The sequence below is a fragment of the Citricoccus sp. SGAir0253 genome (assembly GCF_005877055.1).
Classification (GTDB): domain Bacteria; phylum Actinomycetota; class Actinomycetes; order Actinomycetales; family Micrococcaceae; genus Citricoccus.
The window spans coordinates 1603683-1625673 of sequence record NZ_CP039424.1 but is presented as its reverse complement, the minus strand read 5'-3'; the positions used below and the strand labels follow the sequence as shown (position 1 = coordinate 1625673).

Sequence of the window (21991 nt, the reverse complement as noted above, 5' to 3'; positions counted from 1 at the left end):
CAAGACAAGGACGCGAACAGATGGTCAATCAGATGCTCGAACCGCAGCTGGACTCCCCGTGGGACGGGGCCCGGTTCGCCCGGGAACGCACCACCGGGGTCATGCTGGGCCTGAGCTGGTCCCAGGTGACCGCCCTCGGTGCCACCCTGGGCCTGATGCTGCTGATGGTGTTCACCGGCGGGTTCCCCCGCGGGTTCTTCACCGCCCTGGTCCTCGGGGCCGCCGCGGCCGGGGTCATCGTGCCCCGGGTGGCCGGGCGGCCGCTGATCGGCTGGGCCGGACTGTGGCTGCGCTACCTGGTGCGCGGGGCCCGCAACCAGCTGACCTTCGTCCGCCGGGAGGCCACCACCGTCGATGACGCCCCCGCCGTGCCGGCCGCCCCGGCCCTGTCCCCGGGGGACACCAGCGCCGTCCGGGACAAGGCCGGGCGGATCATCCCCGGGGCCGGAGCCCGGTTCCGGCTGCCCGGGGAGGCCAACGAGCTGCGCGTCTACACCCTGCCCACCGGCGCCGGATTCGTCTACGACCCCCGCCGGGGCGAGGGCATCGTGTGCGCGAAGATCAACACCTCCAAGGCCTTCACCCTGGAGTCCTTCGACGCCCAGGAGGACCGCACCGCGAACTGGCGCGAGTCCATCAGCGCCATCGCCCGGATGCCCGGGGTCGCCCGGGTCCAGCACGCGGACCAGACCACCCTGATCTCCGGGTCCAAGGTCATGGAGTTCTACCACCAGCGCGGCGCCGAGGCCGCCGCGGCCGGACGGCCCGCCGGGGAGGACATCAACCCGTTCCTGCACGCGGCCTTCGTGGAACTGATGGCCGAGGCCCAGGACATGCCCGTGCACGAGACGTGGATGACGATCGTGCTGTCCAAGGACAAGGTCGCCAAGCGCATCAAGTCCCTCGGCGGGGGCCTGCCCGGATTCATGGAGGTCGCCAGCTCGGTGATGACCACCATCGAGGGCACCCTGCCGGCCTCCGGGACCACCGTGCAGGCCTGGCACTCCCCCCGCTCGCTGGCCGCCCTGGTCCGCTCCGCGTTCGACCCGCAGGCCTCCGTGGTCATCTCCGAACGCTCCGGGGACTGGGTCGGGGTCGCCCCGGACTCCGCCGGACCGGTGGCCATGGAGGTCTTCACCGACCACGTACGCACCGACGGGTACCTGCACCGCACCTACAAGGTCTCCGAATTCCCCCAGTCCCAGGCGAGGCTCGGGTTCCTGGAACCGCTGGTCTTCGCCGGGGACTTCCGGCACACCGTCTCCGTGATCTGGGTCCCCCGCGACGCCCGCGGGGCGCTGAACCACCTGCAGCGGCGCAAGGCCGACTGGCGCACCACCACCCGGCTGCTGGACAAGCTGGACCGACCCCACACCCTGGAACACGACCGAGAACTCGAAGACATCACCCGGGAGGAGGCCGAACTCGTCGACGGGCACGCCCGGCTGGATCTGGCCGTGCTGGTCACCGTAACCGGGGCCGACGAGATGGAACTGGAGGCCAACTGCGCCGACCTGCTGGCCCGGGCCGTCAACGCCAGCTGCGAACTGCGCGTGGTGTACCTCGAGCAGGACACGGCCATGCTCGCCGGCGCCCTGCCCTTCGGAATGGTGGAGATGTGATGAACCTGCGAAACCAGCACCGGCACCGGGTCGAGGTCTTCGACTTCTACGAGGCCAACCGGGCCGGACGGCGGGCCGCGATCACCTCCGTGCGGCAGGTCCTCAAGGACCTCAAGGCCGCCCAGCACCAGAGCACCCAGGCGCCCACCGAGTTCCCGAAGCGGGCCTGGGGGCCGGGTGGGGAACGCCGGCCGAAGTCCCTGCACGGCACGGGAATGCTGCGCACGCGCGGGGTGCCGACCACCGCGCACACCGGGGCGACGGCCTACCCGTACGTGGCCGGGACCTCGCTGGGCGCCGACGGGCTGTACATCGGCCGGGACCTCAACGGCGGGGGCGCGTTCTGCTTCGACCCGTGGCAGCTGTACGAGCGCGGGGTGATCTCCGGGATGTCGATGATCCTGTTCGGACAGGTCGGGATGGGCAAGTCCTCCCTGGCCAAGTCCCTGGCGGTGCGCCTGGTGCTGGCCGGGCGCAAGCTCTCGGTCGCCTCGGACCGCAAGGGCGAGTGGACCAAGGTCGTCCGCGCCCTGGGCGGGTCCGTCATCCAGGTCGGCCCGGGCATGGGAACCAGGATCAACCCGCTGGACCCGGGCACCCGGCCGGCCCGCACCGCCCAGGGCGAGCCCCTCACCGACGAGGGGTGGGCGCTGATGGTCCGCACCCGGCGGATGGCGATCCTGGTCACCCTGGCCAAGATCCTCACCAACCGCGAACTGTCCCCGGCCGAGCACCACGTGCTCTCCCTGGCCCTGGACACCGGCGTCGACGGCGCCACCACCCGGGCCGGCACCGTGGTCATCCCCGACGTCATCGCCGCCCTGGAGGCCGATAAGACCCACCCGGACCGGCTGGTGGCCGAGGCGTGCTCGGTGATGGCCATGACCCTGCACCGGATGACCACCGGGGACCTGGCCGGGATGTTCGACGGGGAAACCACCGCCCACTTCGCCGCCGACGCCCCGGCCACCTCCATCGACACCTCCGCCCTGCAGGGGGCCAGCCCGGAGGCCATCCGCGTCGTCAACGCCTGCTCCGGGGCCTGGACCGAGGCCATGGTCACCACTTCTGACGGCGGCCAGCGCCTGGTGATCTACGAAGAGGGCTGGGACAACATCTCCTCCGAGGCCGACCTGCGCCGCATGGTCGAGGGATGGAAACTGGCCCGGGCCTACGGCATCTTCAACGTGCTGATCCTGCACAAGGTCTCCGACCTGGACATGGCCGGCGACCGGGGCTCGAAGATGGCCGCCATGGCCAAGTCCCTGCTGGCCGACGCCGACGTGAAGGTCATCTACCGCCAGGACGCCTCCGCCCTGCGCGTCACCACCGACGAACTCGAACTCTCCGACCGGGAACGATCCCTACTCAAATACCTCGACGAAGGCGTCGGCCTATGGCGCCTGGGCGGGTCCAGCTTCCAGGTCAAGAACGACCTCGACCGAGTCGAACTCGGCCTGTTCAACACCGACCAACGCCTCACCACCACCACCGCCACCACCAGTGCACGGGAGGCACGGGCATGACCGGGCACGACCGCCAGTCCACCACCGGCTCCGAGAACGCCCTGCCCCTGGCCCTGCTCGGGCTGATCGGCCTGTACGCCACCTACGTGGCCGTGGGCGTGCTGACCAACCGCGCCGCCTGCGGGACCCTGACCCTGCCCGGAACCATCGTGGACCCCCTCAGGTTCCTCACCACCGGGGACCCGGCCGCCTTCGGCACCACCACCGGGTGCGCCGCCGACACCGGACTGCTCATCGGCGTCTACGCCGCCCTCGCCGTGCTCGCGCTGGCCCTCGCCGGGGCCGGGGTGTACGCCTGGGGCCGGTACCGCCAGTCCGATACGGCGTTCCTCCGGTCCATCCGCTGGCGCGAGGGCATGGCCCGGGCCCCGGAGATCCGCCGCGCCGTCGGCACCGCCGCCGCCCGGCGCAAGACCCGCAAGGTCCGCCCGTCCCTCAAGCGCCCCCAGGCCGCCGACGGGGCCCTGCTGCTGGGCACCGCCGAAGGTTCCGAAGTGTGGAGCTCGCTGGAGGAATCCGTGGTGCTCATCGGCCCGCCCCGCTCGGGCAAGGGCCTGCACCTGCTCATCGGGGCCATCCTCGACGCCCCCGGCCCGATCATCACCACCAGCTCCAGGGCCGACAACCTCGCCGCCACCGCCACCCTGCGCGGCCAGAAGGGCCCGGTGGCCCTGTTCGACCCACAGGGCCTCACCGGCCAGCCCACCACCCTGAAGTGGTCCCCCATCACCGGGTGCGAAATCCCCCGCGTCGCCAACCAGCGCGCCACCTCGCTGATCAGCTCGTCGGGGCTGGGGGCGTCCTCGACGAACGCCGAATGGCAGGCCCCGGCGGTGACCATCATGGAATGCCTGCTGCACGCCGCCGCCCTCGGCGGGCGCACCGTGGATGACCTGATGCGCTGGGGCAACAACCCCGCCGAAGCCAAGGAAGCCGTAAAGATCCTCGCCGAGCACCCGGGCGCGGCCTCGAACTGGAACCTGGTGCTGCAGGGCATCATCGACGGCGAACCCAAGCTGCTGCAGAACAAGTGGTTCGGCGTCGAGGGCGCGGTCAAGGGCCTGTCCGTGCCCGAAGTCCGCGAGGTCCTCAAGCCCACCAAAGTCGAGGAGACCCTGGACATCGACCGGTTCCTCAAAGAGAACGGGACCTTGTACATCGTGGGCACCAAGACCGGCGGGTCCTCGGCCGGGCCGTTCCTGATCGCCATGATGGACGCCATCACCGAACGCGCCCGCGAGATCGCCGCCAAGTCCCCGGGCAACCGGCTGGACGCCCCGCTGACGCTGGTGCTCGATGAGATCGCGAACATCGCCGGGGCCTGGCCGGGGCTGACCCAGCTGATGGCCGACGGCGGCGGGGTGGGCATCAGCGCCTTCGCCGTGTTCCAGTCCCTGGCCCAGGCCCGCAACGAATGGGGCGAGCAGCCCGCCACCGCCCTGTTCGACGCGGCCACCGTGAAGATCCAGCTCGGCGGGGCCTCCAACGTGACCGACCTGGAGCTGTTCTCCCGGCTGGCCGGGCAGCGCCAGATCACCCGCACCTCCACCTCCCGCGGCAAGGACGCGCACTCGACCTCCGAGCAGCTGCACGACACCGAGGTGCTCTCTGTCGCCGAGCTGCGCCGCCTGCCCTTCGGGTGGGGGCTGCTGCTGAACCGCAACGGCCGGCCCATCCTCATGAAGATGACCCGGTGGAAGAAGCGCAAGGACGGCAAGCAGATCGCCGCGGCCGCCAAGGCGTACAACGCCGAACTGGCCGCCGAGCTCACCGGCGGGGCCGAGACGCTGCCCTCCACCCCCACCGGCGCGGACACCGCCACCCCCGGCACCGGGCTGGCCACCTCCGTGCCGGTGCGGTGAGCCCGTGGCCCGGCTGTCCCTGACCCGCACCGGCTCCGCCGACTACCGGGACTACCTGCGCTCGGCCGCCTGGGGGTTCCGGCGGGTGCGCTGGTTCCGGGACACCCGGGCGGCCGGGGCCGAACCGGCCTGCCCGGTGTGCGGGGTGACGCTGGCTGAGGCGGGCACCCTGGACCTGCACCACCTGCACTACGACGGGGTCCACCAGGACCCGGTCACCGGGGCGTGGAAGGCGAGGGAGTCCGACGAGGACCTGATGCCGATGTGCCGGGCCCACCACGAACAACTCCACGCCAGCCTCGATGCCCGCAAGGAGTACCTTGGCTGGGACCGGCGACGGGCCACCGTGCTCATCGTCGCCCGCATGATCCGCCGCCACCGAAAGAGGCCCGCATGAGCACCCCCGTCCCCGGCTCCGCCGAGCCGCTGAACTGCGAGCTGTGCCAGCGGGTCTCCGTGCTCGCCTTCCACGCCACCGGCAGTGACGTGCTCGACCGGGCCGCCTGCCGCCGCACCCGCGGGGACGGGATGTGGCTGTGCTCGATCTGCGAAGAAGGCGTCCACCGGTGGATGGCCGAACACCCCGGCCCCGGCTCCTCCCAGGCCGCCGTGGACGAGATGGTCCAACGCCTGCTGAGCCTCATCGACGGCACCCCCCGGAAATACCGGCGCCAGCGCCGCGACCCCGCCGATTCCTAGGCCGCGGCCCTCTGGAGCACCGGGTCGTCCACGGTGTAAGGGCCCGCCGGGGACAGGGCCGCCCGACGGGGGCACCGGCACGGCCCTGGAGGTAGTTGCTCCCTTGGCCTGGACCGGCACCCGAAGCCGTGTAGGAAAGAGACCATGTCCACCCTCGCCTCCCTGACGGAGGAAGACCTCCAACTCGTGCACGCCCTGCAGATCGGGCCCCGGCTGCCCTGGTCGACCCTCGGGGAGGTCCTCGGCGTACACCCCACCTCCCTGGCCGAGCGCTGGCGCCGCCTGGAGGACAGCGGCCTGGCGTGGATCACCGCCCACCCCGTGGGCCAGCCGGACCAGATGGCCCTGTCCTTCCACGACGTCCAGTGCGCCCCGGGCCTCCGGCGCGAGGTGGCCGAGGCGATCATGGCCATCCCGGACGTGTTCACCATCGAGGAGTGCCACCGGGAGCGGGACCTGATGCTCACCGTCATCGCCCCGGACCCCACCGAGCTCACCGGTTCGGTGTACCCGCAGCTGGACCGGGTTCCCGGGCTCACCCGGTACGAGTCCGCGTTCTGCACGCGGCTGCACCGCACCGGCAGGGACTGGCACCTCGACGCCCTCTCCCCCGACCAACGCACCGCCCTGCGCGCCGCGGCCGGTCCCCGGCAGGAGACCGCCCGCTACGTGGCCCCGCCGCCCTCGTTCGGGCCGATCGTGCGCGCCCTGGGCCAGAACGCCCGGGTGACCGCCGCCCAGATCGCCGAGGAGACCGGGCTGCACCCGGCCACCGCCCGCCGCCGGCTCCAGAAGGTCCTCGACAGCCGCATGCTGGCCTTCCGCTGCGACGTGTCCCACCACGCGGCCGGCTACCCGGTGATCTGCCAGTGGTTCGCGCGACTGCCCGCCGCCGACCACGACGCCGCCGCGGCCGCCCTGGCCCCGCTCGGGGCGCTGCGGCTGTGCGCCTCCACCACGGGGCGGACGAACTTCACGTTCATGATGTGGCTGCGCTCGGCCGCGGACATCATGACCGTGGAGCAAGCCGCCTCCCGCCAGCTGCCCACCCTGGAGATCCGCGAGAGCGTCATCATCGCCTCGATCGCCAAGCGCATGGGCTGGCACCTGCACCCCGACGGCGCCCGCACCGGCCAGTACACCGCACCCGGCGCCTCCTGGGGCTAGGCCACACCCGTCGCGGACCTGCTGATCCACACCGCCGCGACATACACCGCTGCCCCCCGCCCCGAACTGTCTGCGAGCAGGCCGACCGGCCTGCCGGAGCCGACAGTGTTCATGAGCAGGAGGTCCAGGCCGATGGCAGGCAATCCGTGGGTGGACGACGAGGACGATGACACCTGGCTGAACCAGGCCCCCAGCCCCGGGCCGGCGGACGGTGGGGCACCGGGGTCCCCGTTGACGTACCTGGACCCCGAGGTGGAGGCCGCCCTGGCCGCCGAGGGCCCCCCGGAGTGGCTGGGCACCCGGTGGCGCCAGATCGAGCCCGGCCAGCAGTGGGATGCGTGGAACGGGTTGCGCCGGTGGGTGGACTGGTTCATCCGGGAGTACCGGCTGACCACCTCGGATGTGCCCGCCTGCTGGTACCGGCACCCGGACCTGACCGCGGAGCTGTATGCGGCGATGTGCATGGAGTACAAGGTCTGGGAGGAACAGGCCCCCGGGCTGGCGCCGATGATGATGTGGCACCCGAATGTGGCCCAGCTGCGGTCCCGGCTGAAGGAGATGACCCACGAGGCCGGGTGCGTGCAGGCGGGTAAGCACAAGGAGCCGGTCGCCTACTCCGGCGCCGTGGGGGCCTACGAGCTGGACTACGACGAGGACGACTGGATCACCGTGGCCTCGACCATCCGCACCGAGAAGGTCATCGACCGCCCCACCACCGGCGTGAAGTACGTGCGCGCCCGCGCCGTCGACGCCGACGGCACCGAGCACGGGGCCTCGGACCCGCTGGGCCTGCAGGCCCGGTCCGTGGCCGGGCTCGGGTCCGTGGCCCTGGCATACACCTCCACCACCCCCGGCCAGGCCGGGGTCACGGTGAACATCGCCGGCGGCCCCGAGAACCTGACCGTGGTGTGGGAGGAATCGGCCGACGGGACCACCTGGGCCCCGATGGACGCCGGGGACGAGGACACCCAGGACCGGCCCCAGCCCTGAGCGCCCACCCGGACACCGGCAGGCACGGACCGATTGGATCACCCCGGCGATGTGTGTCAGGGCCGGTGGATCAGGGTCGGGGCGAACTGGGGGCAGGACGTCGGCACCGGACCGGCGGCCGCTGAGGCACAGACGACGACCAACGGCACCAACACCAGGAAAGCGAGCGGGTCATGGAGAGCGTGGGCAAGAAGACGGTGCAGGGCAACCTGACGGGTGATCCCCGGCCGGTACGGACCAAGGCCGGGCAGGAGCTGGTGGTGATGACGGTGGCGGAGAATCGCCGCCGGTTCAACGAGGACACCCAGGCGTGGGAGGACACCGAGGCGAAGTTCTACGACGTGGCGATGGACCGGCCCCAGCTGCGCGAGAACGTGGCGGCCTCGCTGCGCAAGGGCGACCGGGTCACGGTGACCGGGGACTACCGGGTCGGGGCGTATGCCACGAGCACCGGCAAGCCGGGACTGAATCACCGGATTTGGGCCGAGGACGTGGCCGCGTCGATGCAGTTCAACCCGGTCGCGGTCCTGCCCCGGGAATCCCATCGGGACGGGGCCTCTGTGGCCTCCTCCCCCGAACAGTCCAGGGACCAGTCGGTGGACCAGGGCCTGCGCCCGGAGGAGCTGACACCGGAGGCGTTCGCGGAGTGGTCGGCCGGGCAACCGCCGTTGGTCCCGCACCAGGACCAGAGCGCCGGGCTCGTCCGGTAACCGCACCGTTCACTCACCGTCGCTCGACGGCCGGGGGCTTGACCGCCTCCCGGCCGTCGTGCAGTTATGTCAGACAGGAGCCCTAGCGTGGCGAAGCGAAGCAATCAGGTGGCCGGTCAGATCTCCGTGTTCGACCTGCTGGCCGATATGGAAGGAACCCAGAATGCAGAACGGGACAGTGCAGAACGGGACGAGATCGGAGGACAGGATGCAGGACGGGACGATGCCCGATCCGATCGAGGACCCGCGGCAGGACACGACCAGCGACCTGTTGGGCTGGGAGCAGGACCGGTGGGAGAAGGACCCGACGGTGTGGCAGCACCCGCACGCCCCGACCCCGTACGGGGACTCGCTGGTGCAGACCTACGAAGCGGCGCATCTGGACGGGGAAGTGACGGTGATCGACCTGATGCTGGGGCTGGACCAGTACCAGGAGGCAACGGAGGAGTTCGAGGAGTATCTGATCGCGATGGTGCAGTCCAGGGCGATGCAGCTGGCTCCGGATCGGGTGGAGCCGGTGGAGGCCGAGGCCCTGTTGAAGCTGCCGAAGCGGGCGCAGCTGCGGGTGTTCGACCAGTTGACGGTGCTGGCGAGTCAGGTGTTCGACTGGATGCGGGCGCAGGGGATGGACCCGGTGCCGGGGGCCACGACCCTGCCGCCGCTGGTGACCGCAGCGGACCGGAAGCGGATTCAGAACAGCTGACAGGGTCCCCGGTCGACTGGACCGGGGGCACCCAACGTCCGGCCACGGCCACCCGCCGGTTCCTGGCCAATGTGGCAGCCCTGCAAACCCTGGCCGAACTCGAGGACGCCGGACGCTACGCCACGCCTCTGGACCAGGACGCGCTCTCCCGCTGGTCCAGCTGGGGGGCCCTGCCGGAGGTCTTCGACGACACCGCCGACACCTTCTCCCCCGAGGACCGAGCCCTGGTCCGGAACCTGCTGGGTCCGGAAGGGTGGGAGCAGGCCAAGGCCACCACCCTGAACGCCCACTACACCGACCCCGCCCACACCGCCGCGATCTGGGGTGCGCTGTCCCGGGCGGGGTTCGACGGGGGCCGGGTGTTGGAGCCGGGGTGCGGGTCCGGGGAGTTCATCGGCCAGGCCCCCACGGGGACACAGATGGTCGGGGTGGAGCTCGATGCCACGACCGCGCGCATCGCCGCCCACCTGCACCCCTCCCACGAGGTCCACGCGGCCGGGTTCGAACAGGTCCGCCTGGGCGAGGACAGCTTCCACGCGGTGGTCGGCAACGTCCCCTTCGGCTCGTTCCCGGTGGCCGATGCCCGGTACAACGGGCAGAACCTGTCGATCCACAATTACTTCATTGCCAAGTCCCTGCGGCTGACGGCCCCGGGCGGGTACGTGGCGGTGATGACCTCCACCTGGACGATGGACGCCCAGCGGGCCTCGGCCCGCCGGGAGTTCGCCCGGTACGCCGACCTGGTCGGCGCGGTGCGGCTGCCGAACGGGGCGATGCAGGACAGCGCGGGCACGGATGTGAAGACCGACGTGCTTGTTTTCCGGCGCCGCGACCCCGGGGCGAAGATCGACCAGGACGCCGTCGCCGCCTGGGTCGAACCGAGCCTGATCGAAGCTCCCGACCGGGACGGGGAGACCCACCAGGTGCCCGCGTCGCGGTACTTCCGGGATCATCCGGAGAACGTGCTCGGCACCCTCCGTGCGGCCAGCGACCCCTGGGGTGGGATGTCCTACCGCGTCGACCCACCCACCGAGGACCTCACCGCGCTGCTTGAGGAACGTCTCGGCGCGGTGGTCGATGCCGCCAAAGATCAGGGGCTGGGCTACTCCCCCGACCCACTGCCCGTTGAGCACCGTCCGGGGCTGCACTTCCCGCCGGTGGCCGAGGCCGCCGTCGGCCATGTCCGCTTCGACCCAGCCAGCCAGGGCTTCACCCGGTACGGGGCGCAGCTTCAGTGGGAGCCGGTCAAGGTCCCCCGCGCCCGGGCCGTGGAGGCCCGGGCCCTGCTGGTGCTGCGCGACCAGGCGGTGCAGGTCATGCGTGCTCAGTCCGAGGGACGGGGCCAGGACGTCGCCGAGGCCGCGCGGGAGAAGTTGCGCACCGGCTGGCAGGACTACGTGAACGCCTATGGGCCGATCAACCGCTCCGAGGACATCTGGAAGACCCCGAGAGCTCAGGAGCAGGCGCAGAAGGTACGCGAGTTGGAGGCGCAGTGGCGGGCGACCCTGCCCGAGGACGGGGAGATGGACCGCTCCGAGGTCCCCGTCCCGGACGAGCTGGCCACCCAGTGGGCCGCCGAGGCCGCCGAACCCGAGTTCAGTCACCGCCGCCAGCCCCACCTGGAGTTCCTGGCCGGGGACCCCAAGCTGGGCCTGCTGCGCGCCTGTGAGGTGTTCGATGAGCAGGAGCAGACCGCCGAGCCAGCGGCGCTGTTGACCCGGGACGTCATCGAGTACCGGCCCCGCCCCGAGAAGGCCGAGACGGTGGAAGACGCCATCGCGATCAGCCTGGACGAGACACGCACTGTGGACGTGGACCGGGTCGCCGGGCTGCTCGGGGTGGACGCCGACGAGGCCGAGACGATGATGGCCGGGCACGTGTTCACCGACCCCGAATCCGGGGTGCTGACCCCGAAAGTCGCCTACCTCTCCGGCAACGTCCGCACCAAGCTGGCCGCAGCGCGCCAGGCGGTTCAGAACGGTGGAGACTACGCGGTGAATGTGGCCGCCCTGGAGGCGGTGCTGCCCGAGGACGTGGACATCCGCGATGTGGTGGTCAACCCCGGCGTGCACTGGGTTCCGCAGGACATTTACGAGGACTTCGTCCGCGACACCTTCGAGGTCGCCACCGAGGTCAAGTTCAACCCGGCCGTCGAGGCCTGGGAAATCGCCTCCCCCAAGGGCGGATTCTCCCCCTCGGTGCGATACCAGTGGGGCACGAACAAGCGCACCCCCGCGGCCCTGCTGGCCGCGACCATGAACTATAAGTCCGTGGTGGTCCGGGAGAAGGACGCCGACGGCACCTACCGCAAGGACGAGGCCGCGACCACCGCGGCCCGGGAGAAGGTCGAGGCCCTGCGCGAGCGGTTCAACGCCTGGGTCACCGAAGACCCGGCCCGCGCGGCCCGGTTGCAAGCCCTGTACAACGAGGCGTTCAACTCGATGGTCGCCCCGGACTACGACCAGATGGGCCAACGGCTGGAACTGCCCGGGCTGGAAGCCGACCGGATTCCGTATTCCTACCAGCGCTCGGCCGTGGCCCGGGCGGTGAACGAACCGGCCGTGCTGCTGGACCACGTGGTCGGGGCCGGCAAGACCGGCACCATGGTCATGGCCGCCATGGAGCTGCGCCGCACCGGCATCGCCCACCGCCCGGCGATGGTGGTCCCGAATCACCTGGTGGAGCAGATCAACCGCGAGTTCGTGGAGTGGTACCCGGACGCCAACGTCCTGGCCGTGCCGACCGGGCTGAACCCGGCCCAGCGCCGAGACTGGATGGCGATGGCCGCCGCCGGGGACTGGGACGCGATCATCATGCCCCAGACCGTGTTCGAACGCGTCGAGATCGACCCGGCCAAACGCGCCGAATGGCTCGCCGAACAACTCACCGAACTCGACGAACTGATCCGGGACTCCGAGGCGGGCATGTCGGTCAAGCGGGTCGAGGCCGCCAAGAAGCGGGTGCAGGCGGCCTACGAGAAGGCCACGAGGATCACCGACCCGGGCATCACCTTCGAGGAGACCGGCATCGACTACCTGTTCGTGGACGAGGCCCACCACTACAAGAACCTCGCCCGCACCTCGGACCTGGGCGAGCTGGCCTGCCAGGGCTCGAACCGGGCCACCGACCTGGACTTCAAGCTCCGCGCCCTGCGGGAGCGCAAGACCCTCTCCGCCGAACGGGCCGGGGTCGCCACGTCCACCTATCTGCCGGCGGTGGCGACGTTCGCCACCGGCACCCCGGTGTCCAACTCGATGTCGGAGATGTGGGTGATGCAGCACTACCTGCGCCCGGATCTGCTGGAAGCGGCCGCCGTGGACACGGTCACGGCGTGGGGTCAGCAGTTCACCAAGTCCCAGACCACCCTGAAGCCGAAGATGACCGGGGACGGGTTCGACCAAGTCACCAAGATCGGGCGGTACGTGAACATGCCCGAGCTGATGGGCCTGAACCGGACCTTCACCGACACCGTCCAACGCGACCAACTGGAGGCCACCCTGCCCACCGTGCTCGGTGGGGATCGGATTCTGCTGCGCCGGGAACCCTCCGAGCAGGTCCGCGAGTACATCACCGACCTCGCCGACCGGATCGACCAGCTCTCCGGGTTTCCCGAGCCGGGGGCGGACAACATGCTCAAGATCATGGGCGATGGGCGCAAGGTCGCCCTCGACGGCCGGCTCGTCGGCCTGGACCCCGATGAGGACGGCGGCCGGGCCGTGGCCGTGGCAGAACAGGTCATGGAGGTCCACGAACGCACCCACGACCGGGCCTACCGCACCGCCACCGGGGAGGTCTCCGAGGTGCGCGGCGGGTTGCAGATCGTGTTCTGCGACCAGTCCACGCCCCGGGAGGACCAGTGGAACATCTACCACGAGCTCCGCGACCAATTCGTGGCCCGGGGCATGGCGCCGGAGCGGATCGCGTTCATCCACGACGCCGACACCGACGAGGCCCGTCAGGAGATGTTCACGAAAGCCCGGGAGGGACAGCTCAGCGTGATCATCGGGTCCACGGCGAAGATGGGCACCGGCACCAACATCCAGCGCCGGGCGGTGGCATTGCATCACGTGGACTGCCCGTGGCGGCCGGCCGATTTGGAGCAGCGCGAGGGCCGGATCATCCGCCAGGGCAACCAGAACCAGCAAGTGGAGATCTACTCCTATGCCACCGAGAAGACCTTCGACGTGGCCAGCTGGGACATGATCGCCCGCAAGGCCAGGTTCATCGGCCAGATGAAACGCGGCGACCTGCAAGGCCGCGAGGTCGAGGACGCGGTGGCGGACCTGGAGTTCAGTGCCTCCAAGGCCGCCGCCGAACTCTCCGGCGACCCCCGCATCGAGCAGCTAGCCACCATGCAGATGCGCATCGAACAGCTCACCAGTCTGGAAGCCTCCTGGCGCAACCAACGCTCGACCACCCGCGCCGAACTGCGGATGAACCAAACCCGCGTCCAGCACCTGGAACAGATGCTCCCGCGACTGGAGACCGTCACCGAGAAGGCCACCTCCACGGAGGGGGACAAGTTCCGCTTCACCCGTCCCGACGGGGCGGGCACCTCGGACCGGATGGCCGCCGGACAGGTCCTCGCCGCCGCGCTGCGCCGCGAGGCGGTCCGCACCGGCCTACCCAACCTGGGTGAGCCCACTGCCCCGGAACCGGTCGGCACCCTCGGCGGGGTCCAGCTCGGCGTGGTCCGGTCCGGGAACACCGTCCAGCTGGTGCCGCTGGGGTTGCCCTCGGTGCACAAGTCCTGGCCGGTAACCAAGCTCCTTGGAGAGGACATGGGACCCCGGTCGGCCATCCAGTCCGCCGAGGCCTTTGTCACCGGCCTGAGCGGAGAACTGACCCGCCGCCGCACCGAGCTGGGAACGCTGCAGGAGTCGATTCCGGCGGTGGAGCAGGCCCTCACCCAGCCGTTCGAGCACGCCGACGAGCTCGAGACCCTCAAGCGCGAGGCCGCCGAACTGGCCGAGGAGATGGCCCCGACCACCGAGGGCACCGACGAGACTCCGGTGGAGCTCACCGGCGACCAGCTGGTCAAGCTCGGGGACCTGGAGCACACGGACCACCGCGAAGGGGACGTGTGGAACGTGGGCCGGGCGTACTGGCGCGTTGGCCTTCACGCGGATGAGCGCTCCGGCGGGTCGCATGCGGTGTGCTGGCCCGCCGAAGAAGAGGCGCCCACCGATCTGGCGACGGCGACCCCGGCGTTCTCCGTGCTGCGCTCGGGCAAGCTGATCGCCCGGATGTCCGATGCGCTCAAACCGCTGGAGGAGGAGATGCTCGACCTGGATACCACCCGGCACCGGCGGGTGGACCGTCTCTGGCAGGTGCCCGCCGAGGCGCGGGTCCGGACGCAGCGCCTGGATGGGTCCGTCGTCGAGGGCGCCCTGGCCGACCGGCAGACCCTCACCACGGACACCGGTGAGCGGATCCGGGTCCAGGACCTGGACACCGGACCGGGCATCATCCTGGTGGATGCCACCAGTCCCGAGCAGATTGCCGCCGAGCAGGCGGCGGCCGCCCAACGGGCCAAGCAGCGCACCGCCCACGATTTCCTGCCCGGCGAGGTGCTGGGCGAGGACGTCGAGCACTTCGGCTACGCCGGGGACGTGGTCCGGTTGGAGCAGTACGGGTACGGCAGCTTCCGGCAGGTCGCGGTCAGCCCGGACACCGGGCGCAGCCGCGAGTCCACCCCCTGGCGGGTGGAGTCCCGTGAATGGACCACCACTCCCCCACTGCGACTCACCGAGGACCAGAAGACCGCCCTCTACGGTGGGCCTCGGTTCACGGTGCCGGTGGAGGACCTGCGCCCCGGGGACGTGGTGGCCGCCACCGACATCGACAACCACGCTCAAACCCGCGAACCGGTCACCATCACCGGCATCAGTGGCGACACCACCGTCAACCTCCGATACAAAAACGACCAGGTCACCGGGGAGGGCAAAAAGCGCGCCGAATCCGAGGTCACCGTCCTGGACCGCACCCACGGGGCGCTCACCGGCCACGAACTGCTCACCCTCGCCCGCCCCGACACCGAGCTGCCGCCCCGGGTCGGACTGCGCGAGCTGGCCCAGCAGGAGCCGGCCGGCCAGCACGTCCTGCTGGACGTGCCCACCCACGGCGAGATGGCCGGGGGCCTGGTCCCGGGCCGGCTGACCGGCGTGGAGCAGGAACACCACACCGGGGCCATGGGACGGCGAATCACCGTGCACCAGTTGGTAGTCGAGACCGCCGACGGGACCACCGTCCGGGTACCCTCCCGGGCCGGCGGGCACGCCACCCTCACCGACAAACCGGTCAGCCTGGCCGAGCTGCGCCTGGCCCCGGTCCCCGAAGCCACCCCGGAAACCTCCGCGGTTTCAACGGTCCCGGCCGGGACCACCGTCACCGGAGACGTCTACCAACGCGCCACGACCCCCTCCCCCGAGCCCACACCGGAACCAGCACCCCAGTCACGGCAACTGGACCCGGCTCTGGCCTACCAACTGCACGCCATGCCGACCGTTACCAGCGCCTCGCCGGGCCTGGCATGAGGACCGGAGCAGTGCGGAAGAACGCTATCTCGACGATAGTGAGGAGATATCACCGTGCTGTCATCGCGTTAGTGGGACGGGGGCCGACCTGTCGGAGAATGCCGGCCCAGCGGGTTCTGTGGCCGCTTCGCCTAGCAGCGCTGCCGTCACAGGGCCCGCCCGCCTCAATCAGTCCTTGATCTCGTCTGCCTGGAGCAGCCACTCCCGGAAGCGGGCCAGCTGCACGCGGCGCAGCCTCGGCCCGACGGAGATGACCGGCAGGTCCTGGTCCTTCATCCACCGCAGCACGGTCCCCTGGCTCACGCGCATGAGCGTGCAGATCTCATCGGTGGTGAGCAGCTCGGGCTGGCCCTCCAGCAGGGTGTCCACGGCCTTGGGATCGTTCATCATCGCACTCCATTGTCGTCACCCGTGGGTGCAGGTCTCGAGAGCCCACATTACGAGCCCGGACGAGCGCGCGACCCCAGGACAGTGTCCTGACTGGCGAAGATACGTAGACAAAAGGCCACTACCGACACCGCGGGCCCCTTCACTACGGTGAAGGGGCCCAGTGAGACGGTGCAGCGGATCGTCAGATGGATCAAGCCCGGGGGGATACGGGCCCATCAACAGAAGATCTGTAGGGAGGCGGTGGCTGACGCCACCGCCTCTTTTGTGTCCAAGGTGAGCGTAACCGGAACACGTTCTGAAAACCAACGGAACTGTGTCCATTACTCGTCGTCGATCCCGTAACCTCGACACTGTCGTCGCAGGTCAGAGGGGCTCTCGTGAAATCAACAATCCGTGTGGTCGCGGGCCTGGCGTGCTCGGCGGCTGTCCTGACCGGGTGTACGGTGAACACTGCACCCGACCCCAGCGGGGCGAGCACCACGCGTTCCAGCAGCCCGGTGGCCGCGGCTCCCCTGCTTAGACCTCAGGGCAACGTGGATCCGATGGTCATCGGCATCTGGGCCGGTGAGAAGTATGACCAGTTCCTGGACACCACCGGCGAGACATACTCAGGCGACTGCGGGGATGCCAGTACCCCGGCAGGGCTGCGGGCCTGCGCCCCGTTCGAGCCCTTCGCCTACGTCTCCGCCGTCGAGTCCCCGGCCCCCGGGGAGTTGTTGGTGACCATCACCCCCGAGTCCTGGGGAGGCGGCGAGTACGACCCCGAGCAGGTCTTCACCCTGGAATACGTCGCCTCGAACATGGCCCTGCGCATGGCCCATCACGACGACGACGTGCAGACCCTGACCGTCACCACCCCCGGCGGTGCCCACACCTACACCGATCACTGGCAACCCCACTACGCGAGCGTCCGAGGATCCTGAGAACCGCGCCACCATCCTGGACGCATGGTGATCTTTCGGAGGAACAGCCGTCGGGTCGTACCGCGGCGGATTCCGCGTGGATTCGTCACCCCGAATCTCGCTCTGCGATTCTGATAGCTGTTGAGTATTAGTCCTAGTGGGCCGCGCAGACCCGCGGCAGGGAGAGTGATGGCACAGAAAGTGAAAACAGTGCTGGTCGATGACCTCAACGGTGAACCGGCCACCGAAACCGTCCAATTCGGTGTCGACGGCCGGCACTACGAGCTCGACCTGACCAAGGACAACGCCAAGCAGCTGCGGACCGAGTTGAAGACCTATGTGCGCTCTGCCCGCCCGGTGGCGCCCCCGAAGCCGGCACAGGAAGCGGCCCGGATCCGGGCCTGGGCCAAGGAAAACGGATACGACGTCTCTGAATCGCCCCGGGTCTGGTGGAGGCTCTCAAACCAGTGAAGGATGAGAGTCATGTCAGCACCGAGGAAGTACAGCGTCGAGCTCCAGCAGCGGGCGACGCGGATGGCGTTGGATGCGAGGAAGGATCCCGAGACGAGTCGTGGGGCGATCAAACGGGTCGCCGACCAGTTGGGGGTCCACCCTGAGGCGTTGCGGAACTGGGTCCGGCAGGCGGAGGTCGACGGCGGGATCCGTCCCGGGTTGAGCACGGATGACCAGGCCCGGATCACCGAGCTGGAACGCGAGGTCCGCGAGCTGCGACGCGCGAACGAGATCCTGAAGACGAGCGCGGCTTTTTTCGCGGCCGCGGAGCTCGACCGCAAGATCAGGTAGCCACTCGGGAGGTGCCGGTCGCGGTGGTCGTTGACTACATCGACACCCACCGCGATCGGATCGTCGAGGGCCGTGCACTCGGAGTCGAGCCGATCTGCCGCGTCCTGCGGGACGCTGGCGTGCAGATCGCTCCGAGCACCTACTACGCAGCGAAACAGCACACCCCTTCCGCCCGCGCGCTCCGCGACCAGGAACTGACGAAGGAGATCCGAACCGTGCACACCAAGAATCTGGGCGTCTACGGCGCGCGGAAGGTCCACGCCGAGCTTGTCCGGACCGGCCATCAAGTGGCTCGCTGCACGGTGGAACGGCTGATGCGGGCCGAAGGACTGCGCGGCATCCCACGGGCCAAGCACGCCTTCACCACCCGCTCCGATGGCGCGGAAACGCCTCGACCCGCGGATCTGGTCGAGCGCGCGTTCGTCGCGCAGGCACCCAACCAGCTCTGGGTGGCGGACCTGACCTACGTCCGCACCCACGCCGGCTGGGTCTACGTCGCGTTCGTCCTGGACGTGTTCTCCCGGATCGTGCTGGGCTGGCAGGTCTCCACCTCGCTGCGCACCGACCTCGCCCTCGACGCCCTCGACATGGCGCTGTGGGCACGCCGACGCCGCGGCGCCGATCTGACCGGTTTGGTCCATCACAGCGACCGCGGAGTCCAATATCGAGCCATTCGCTACACCCAGCGACTCGCCGACGCCGAGGCGGTCGCGTCCGTCGGCAGCAAGGGCGACTCCTACGATAATGCGATGGCCGAGGCGCTGAACTCGCTGTTCAAGGCCGAGTGCATCCGCAACCCCGCGATGCGACCCACAGGCGGATGGAAGCACGTCGGCGACGTCGAGATCGCCGTGGCCGAGTACATCGACTGGTACAACCACCGCCGCCTCCACGGCGAGCTTGGCCACGTCCCGCCCGTCGAGTTCGAGACCAACTACTGGTCCCGACACCCCACCACCCACTACCGTGAGGAGAAGGTCCTCAACGAGGCCTAAACCAACTAACCGAGTCTCCACCGATCCCGGGGCGATTCATAGGCGGTGTTGGTCAAGAGCATTGGAGGGGCGTCTCGTTGGATCCTGCACCCGGGCGCGATGAGCCGCGTCAGAGCACTGTGTCCAGGCTCGGTCGCGCGCTGGAGTCGGCGCGCTGGCTCGGCGCGCTCAGCGCCATCACGTCCCTGCTGCTGTGTGCCACGGCGTTCGTTTGGGCGTTGGTGAAGGCGGTCCTGTTCATCAGGGCGATCGGTACCGGCACCAGCGAGGAAGCCCTGGTCCTGCTCTTCGAGAGCATCGACACGATCCTGGTCGGCACGGTGCTGCTCCAAGTCGGCCTGGGCATGTGGGAACTCTGCATTAGCGACCTCGACCTCCCCCCGGCGCTGACGACCGAGGGCTTCGACGCACTGAAGTCGAAAGTCGCCGCGACCTTGGTCCTGGTCCTCGCAGTGCGCTTCCTCGAAGAGCTCGTCCGCAGGCCACCGGGTGACCATCTGTTGTCCTACGCGGCTGCCATCGTGGCCGTCGGAACCCTCTTGGTCGTCTTCGCCCGCTGGCGTTGACCCCCGAGCCGCCTCGCGCGCGTGAGCACGTAAGCAAGGCGATCGGCTCGTCCCACCCAGTCCGACGCGCACATCCGCTGTGGAGGCGCCGGTCTGTCATCGCGCCTCAGAGCACGCAGGCTTGACGCCACACAGGATGCGGCAAGAGCGCCGGGCTTGAGCTGTGGGTGGGTATCAGGAGCCCGTGCCGTGGCGTGAGGGCGGGGGGATCATGCGGTGAGTGTTCCAGCGAAGACTTGCCATGCAAGGGCGGACTTGGCGATGAAGCTCAGTGCGATGTACGTGCGCTCCCCGACGAGGTAGTCGCGGAAGCGCCCGACGGGCCGGTACTGCAGCCACTGCACAAGGGCGAACACGTTGAAGAACGCGAAGAGCGAGATGACGATCGCGTAGACGAAGGCAGGTGGTTCGGCCCCGGACGTCGACCCGGGCGCCAGGACGTAGACCAGGATCGCGAGCCACGGTACGACGCCGGCGACGCAGCCGAGAGCGAACGGCAGGAACCCGCCGTCGCCGGGCTCGTGGTACTTCTCCTGCAGCCACCCGAAGAAGATCATCGAGGCGTTCACGCCGGCGATGGCGATCAGCGCCGCGACGTCGGTGATCCCACAGAGTTGGGCGATCACGACGATCATCAGTGAGCTCGACAGGGAGTACTCCACCCAGCGGAACACATTGCGGTGCTGGGTCAATCCGGTGAGGTAGCGCTTGAACACGAATGGGGCGCTGACCAGCAGGTGGAACAGCGCCGACAGGATCAGGAAGGCGCCGACAGCGCCAGCGACGGACAGGTCGAGCACGGTGACGCTCTGCCCGTCGGTGCCCGGTGGTCCCACGAGGTAAGTGCCGGTCACCGGCAAAGTGAATTCGTCCGCCAGTGCAAGCACCGCGGCCGCACTGACGGCGTGCAGCGCGCAGGCAGCCAGGTTCGCCCGGCGTAGTCCTCGCGCGCGCTCGGGCAGCACCCGAACGCCAGCCGCGGCGGCAGCCAGCTGGGTTCGGCGGGCTGCTCGCTTCGCGCCCGTTACCGGCGATGCCGCGTTCTGACGCGCAGTCATTGCGCGGCCTTGGTCCGCAGGGTGAGGGCAACTCCGTCGTGGGCGGTCAGCCGGCCAGGTTCGGCCAGGGCGATCCATCCGCCGCGGCGCAGCACGAGCTCGATCAGCTCGTCGATGATGTCGTCCACGACGTCCAGGGCCTCCGGGTCCTCCGCCGGCTCGAGGAAGTCGCCGTCTGGGCTGAGGCGGGCCGGCATGACCAGGGACTCGTCGACCACGAGCATCTCGGGGCGTTCGTGGCGTGCGGCGAGCCACGCCGCGGCCACGCCGCTGACCGCAGCCTGGGATCCCATCCGACGTTCGAGGAGGCCGAACGCCTCCTCCTGACGGGATCGCAGGTACTGCTCGAGGACCGGTCGCACCCGGCGAGCCAGCGAGGGGAGGGGCTCGCGGACCACGTCAGCTTCGACCGTTCCGGCCAGTCGGGCGAGATGACGCGAGACCGCCCTGAATCCGGCGACGGCGCGCGGTGAGCCGGCGAGCACGATCGGCGAGGGGTGCAGGCGCAGGTGCGCTCCCAGCGCCGCGTCGACGTCGCGATAGAACGCGGCGGCGTCGGACCGCGCCAGACCGGGCCGGTCGGGGTCACGGCGTTGCTCGCGCGCCGCGGTGATCGGGAAACGCCCGGTCACCGGGCGCAGCTCGTCACCAGCGCCCTCGAACAGTCGCGCCTGGCGCGAGCCCAGGGCGAGAACGGCATGGCGGGGGGTGCGGTGCAGGGCGCGGACAAGGTCACGCGTCGCGAAGGATGCGTCCACGACGACGCGCGGCACCACCGCCACGGGCAGGCGGATGCTGGCCCGGATGCCGTCGCGCGAGGTCAGGACCGCCAGCCCGGACGCGGTCGACAGTGTCATCGCCTCCTCAGCCACCCGGGCCAGCTCGGTTAGGACGTCGTCGGCCGCGGGGACGCGTCCGGCGTATAGCCGCTGCCGCGCCTGGTCCAGCAGCCCTCGCAGGGCCACGCGGTCCTCCGGCGTCATCACACTCCCGGCCGTGGTGGGAAGGAGCAGGGTGATGGCGGGGAAGGTGGTCGGGGCCTGGAGCTCGACGACGAGCTCGGCCGGTGGGGGCGACATCACGTGTCGTGGACCGCTCCACCGGCTGAAGGCGACGGGCTCGTGGGTCAGGTCGGTCATGGGGTGCTCCTCGGTCGGTTCTCGGTCCAACCGAAGGTCTCTCCCGGCCCATCGGCCCGAGGCGCCGGGTCCCACCCAGGAACCGTCATGACGACGCATCGCTCAGGGATACTCCCCTTCGTCCGTGCGGAACGAGTGAAGCACGATTCGCGTATCCGGGACAACCTTAAGGCTCCGACGAGCTCTGGCGCCTCGCGCTGCGGCTCCGCTGGCCACGGGATCAGCCGGACCTGTTGACAATCGAAGTCAAGTTCCGGCATCGTGGATCGCAAGGTTGGCGAGTACCCCCTCACGGCGTCTCGTCATCTCGGCCGAAAGGCCC

Annotated in this window: 17 protein-coding genes; 14 read left to right on the top strand and 3 right to left on the bottom strand. The window is 69.9% G+C overall.

Going from position 1 to position 21991, the window contains the following annotated elements; translation table 11 throughout:
- The first annotated feature begins 20 nt into the window (after positions 1-20).
- The 10 genes from E7744_RS07195 to E7744_RS07150 all read left to right on the top strand — a co-directional run bounded on the left by E7744_RS07195 (position 21) and on the right by E7744_RS07150 (position 15815).
- On the top strand, positions 21-1622 hold the full coding sequence (locus tag E7744_RS07195) for an SCO6880 family protein (protein ID WP_137773528.1): 1602 nt from the start codon (positions 21-23) through the stop codon (positions 1620-1622).
- Complete coding sequence (locus tag E7744_RS07190; protein ID WP_246858598.1) at positions 1622-3148, top strand: conjugal transfer protein TraC; 1527 nt, start codon at positions 1622-1624, stop codon at positions 3146-3148. Before E7744_RS07195 ends, E7744_RS07190 begins: the two co-directional genes overlap by 1 nt.
- Positions 3145-5010: a type IV secretory system conjugative DNA transfer family protein gene (locus tag E7744_RS07185; RefSeq protein WP_137773527.1), complete on the top strand. Its 1866-nt coding sequence runs from the start codon at positions 3145-3147 to the stop codon at positions 5008-5010. Before E7744_RS07190 ends, E7744_RS07185 begins: the two co-directional genes overlap by 4 nt.
- A gap of 4 nt (positions 5011-5014) precedes the next feature.
- Complete coding sequence (locus E7744_RS07180; protein WP_137773526.1) at positions 5015-5407, top strand: hypothetical protein; 393 nt, start codon at positions 5015-5017, stop codon at positions 5405-5407.
- The gene (locus E7744_RS07175) at positions 5404-5709 is read left to right on the top strand and encodes a hypothetical protein (protein ID WP_137773525.1); all 306 of its coding nucleotides are present in this window, start codon (positions 5404-5406) and stop codon (positions 5707-5709) included. The genes E7744_RS07180 and E7744_RS07175 overlap by 4 nt, the downstream gene beginning before the upstream one ends.
- A gap of 144 nt (positions 5710-5853) precedes the next feature.
- On the top strand, positions 5854-6876 hold the full coding sequence (locus tag E7744_RS07170; RefSeq protein WP_137773524.1) for an Lrp/AsnC family transcriptional regulator: 1023 nt from the start codon (positions 5854-5856) through the stop codon (positions 6874-6876).
- 132 nt (positions 6877-7008) lie between these two features.
- On the top strand, positions 7009-7866 hold the full coding sequence (locus E7744_RS07165) for a hypothetical protein (RefSeq protein WP_137773523.1): 858 nt from the start codon (positions 7009-7011) through the stop codon (positions 7864-7866).
- Positions 7867-8048: 182 nt separating this feature from the next.
- Positions 8049-8576 (top strand): single-stranded DNA-binding protein, encoded by a 528-nt coding sequence (locus E7744_RS07160; protein ID WP_210417179.1) that lies wholly within the window; start codon positions 8049-8051, stop codon positions 8574-8576.
- Positions 8577-8739: 163 nt separating this feature from the next.
- Positions 8740-9279, top strand: a complete 540-nt coding sequence (locus tag E7744_RS07155; RefSeq protein WP_137773521.1) for a hypothetical protein — start codon at positions 8740-8742, stop codon at positions 9277-9279.
- Positions 9280-9350: 71 nt separating this feature from the next.
- Complete coding sequence (locus E7744_RS07150) at positions 9351-15815, top strand: helicase-related protein (RefSeq protein WP_137773520.1); 6465 nt, start codon at positions 9351-9353, stop codon at positions 15813-15815.
- Positions 15816-15983: 168 nt separating this feature from the next.
- On the opposite strand, the gene E7744_RS07145 is transcribed toward E7744_RS07150, so the two are convergent.
- On the bottom strand, positions 15984-16202 hold the full coding sequence (locus E7744_RS07145; protein ID WP_210417178.1) for a helix-turn-helix domain-containing protein: 219 nt from the start codon (positions 16200-16202) through the stop codon (positions 15984-15986).
- Positions 16203-16747: 545 nt separating this feature from the next.
- Here E7744_RS07145 and E7744_RS07140 point away from each other — a divergent pair.
- The 4 genes from E7744_RS07140 to E7744_RS07125 all read left to right on the top strand — a co-directional run bounded on the left by E7744_RS07140 (position 16748) and on the right by E7744_RS07125 (position 19472).
- Positions 16748-17128: a hypothetical protein gene (locus E7744_RS07140; RefSeq protein ID WP_137773518.1), complete on the top strand. Its 381-nt coding sequence runs from the start codon at positions 16748-16750 to the stop codon at positions 17126-17128.
- Between the two features lie 168 nt (positions 17129-17296).
- A complete protein-coding gene (locus E7744_RS07135; protein ID WP_137773517.1) occupies positions 17297-17578 on the top strand; it encodes an Lsr2 family protein in 282 nt (93 codons plus the stop codon).
- Positions 17579-17590: 12 nt separating this feature from the next.
- Positions 17591-18906, top strand: a protein-coding gene (locus E7744_RS07130) for an IS3 family transposase (protein WP_246858597.1) whose coding sequence is annotated in 2 segments (ribosomal slippage) — positions 17591-17885 and positions 17885-18906 — 1317 coding nt in all. Because the reading frame shifts where the segments join, the coding sequence is not laid out codon by codon here.
- 77 nt (positions 18907-18983) lie between these two features.
- Positions 18984-19472 carry a YqhA family protein gene (locus tag E7744_RS07125; protein WP_168199781.1) on the top strand — a complete coding sequence of 163 codons (489 nt, stop codon included), beginning with the start codon at positions 18984-18986 and terminating at the stop codon, positions 19470-19472.
- Between the two features lie 209 nt (positions 19473-19681).
- Here E7744_RS07125 and heR read toward each other — a convergent pair whose 3' ends face one another.
- Both heR and E7744_RS07115 read right to left on the bottom strand, forming a co-directional pair.
- Entirely contained in the window at positions 19682-20530 is an 849-nt protein-coding gene (heR, locus tag E7744_RS07120) for a heliorhodopsin HeR (RefSeq protein WP_168199780.1), read from the bottom strand.
- Positions 20527-21669 carry a hypothetical protein gene (locus E7744_RS07115; protein ID WP_137773515.1) on the bottom strand — a complete coding sequence of 381 codons (1143 nt, stop codon included), beginning with the start codon at positions 21667-21669 and terminating at the stop codon, positions 20527-20529. Before E7744_RS07115 ends, heR begins: the two co-directional genes overlap by 4 nt.
- Between the last annotated feature and the right edge of the window lie 322 nt (positions 21670-21991).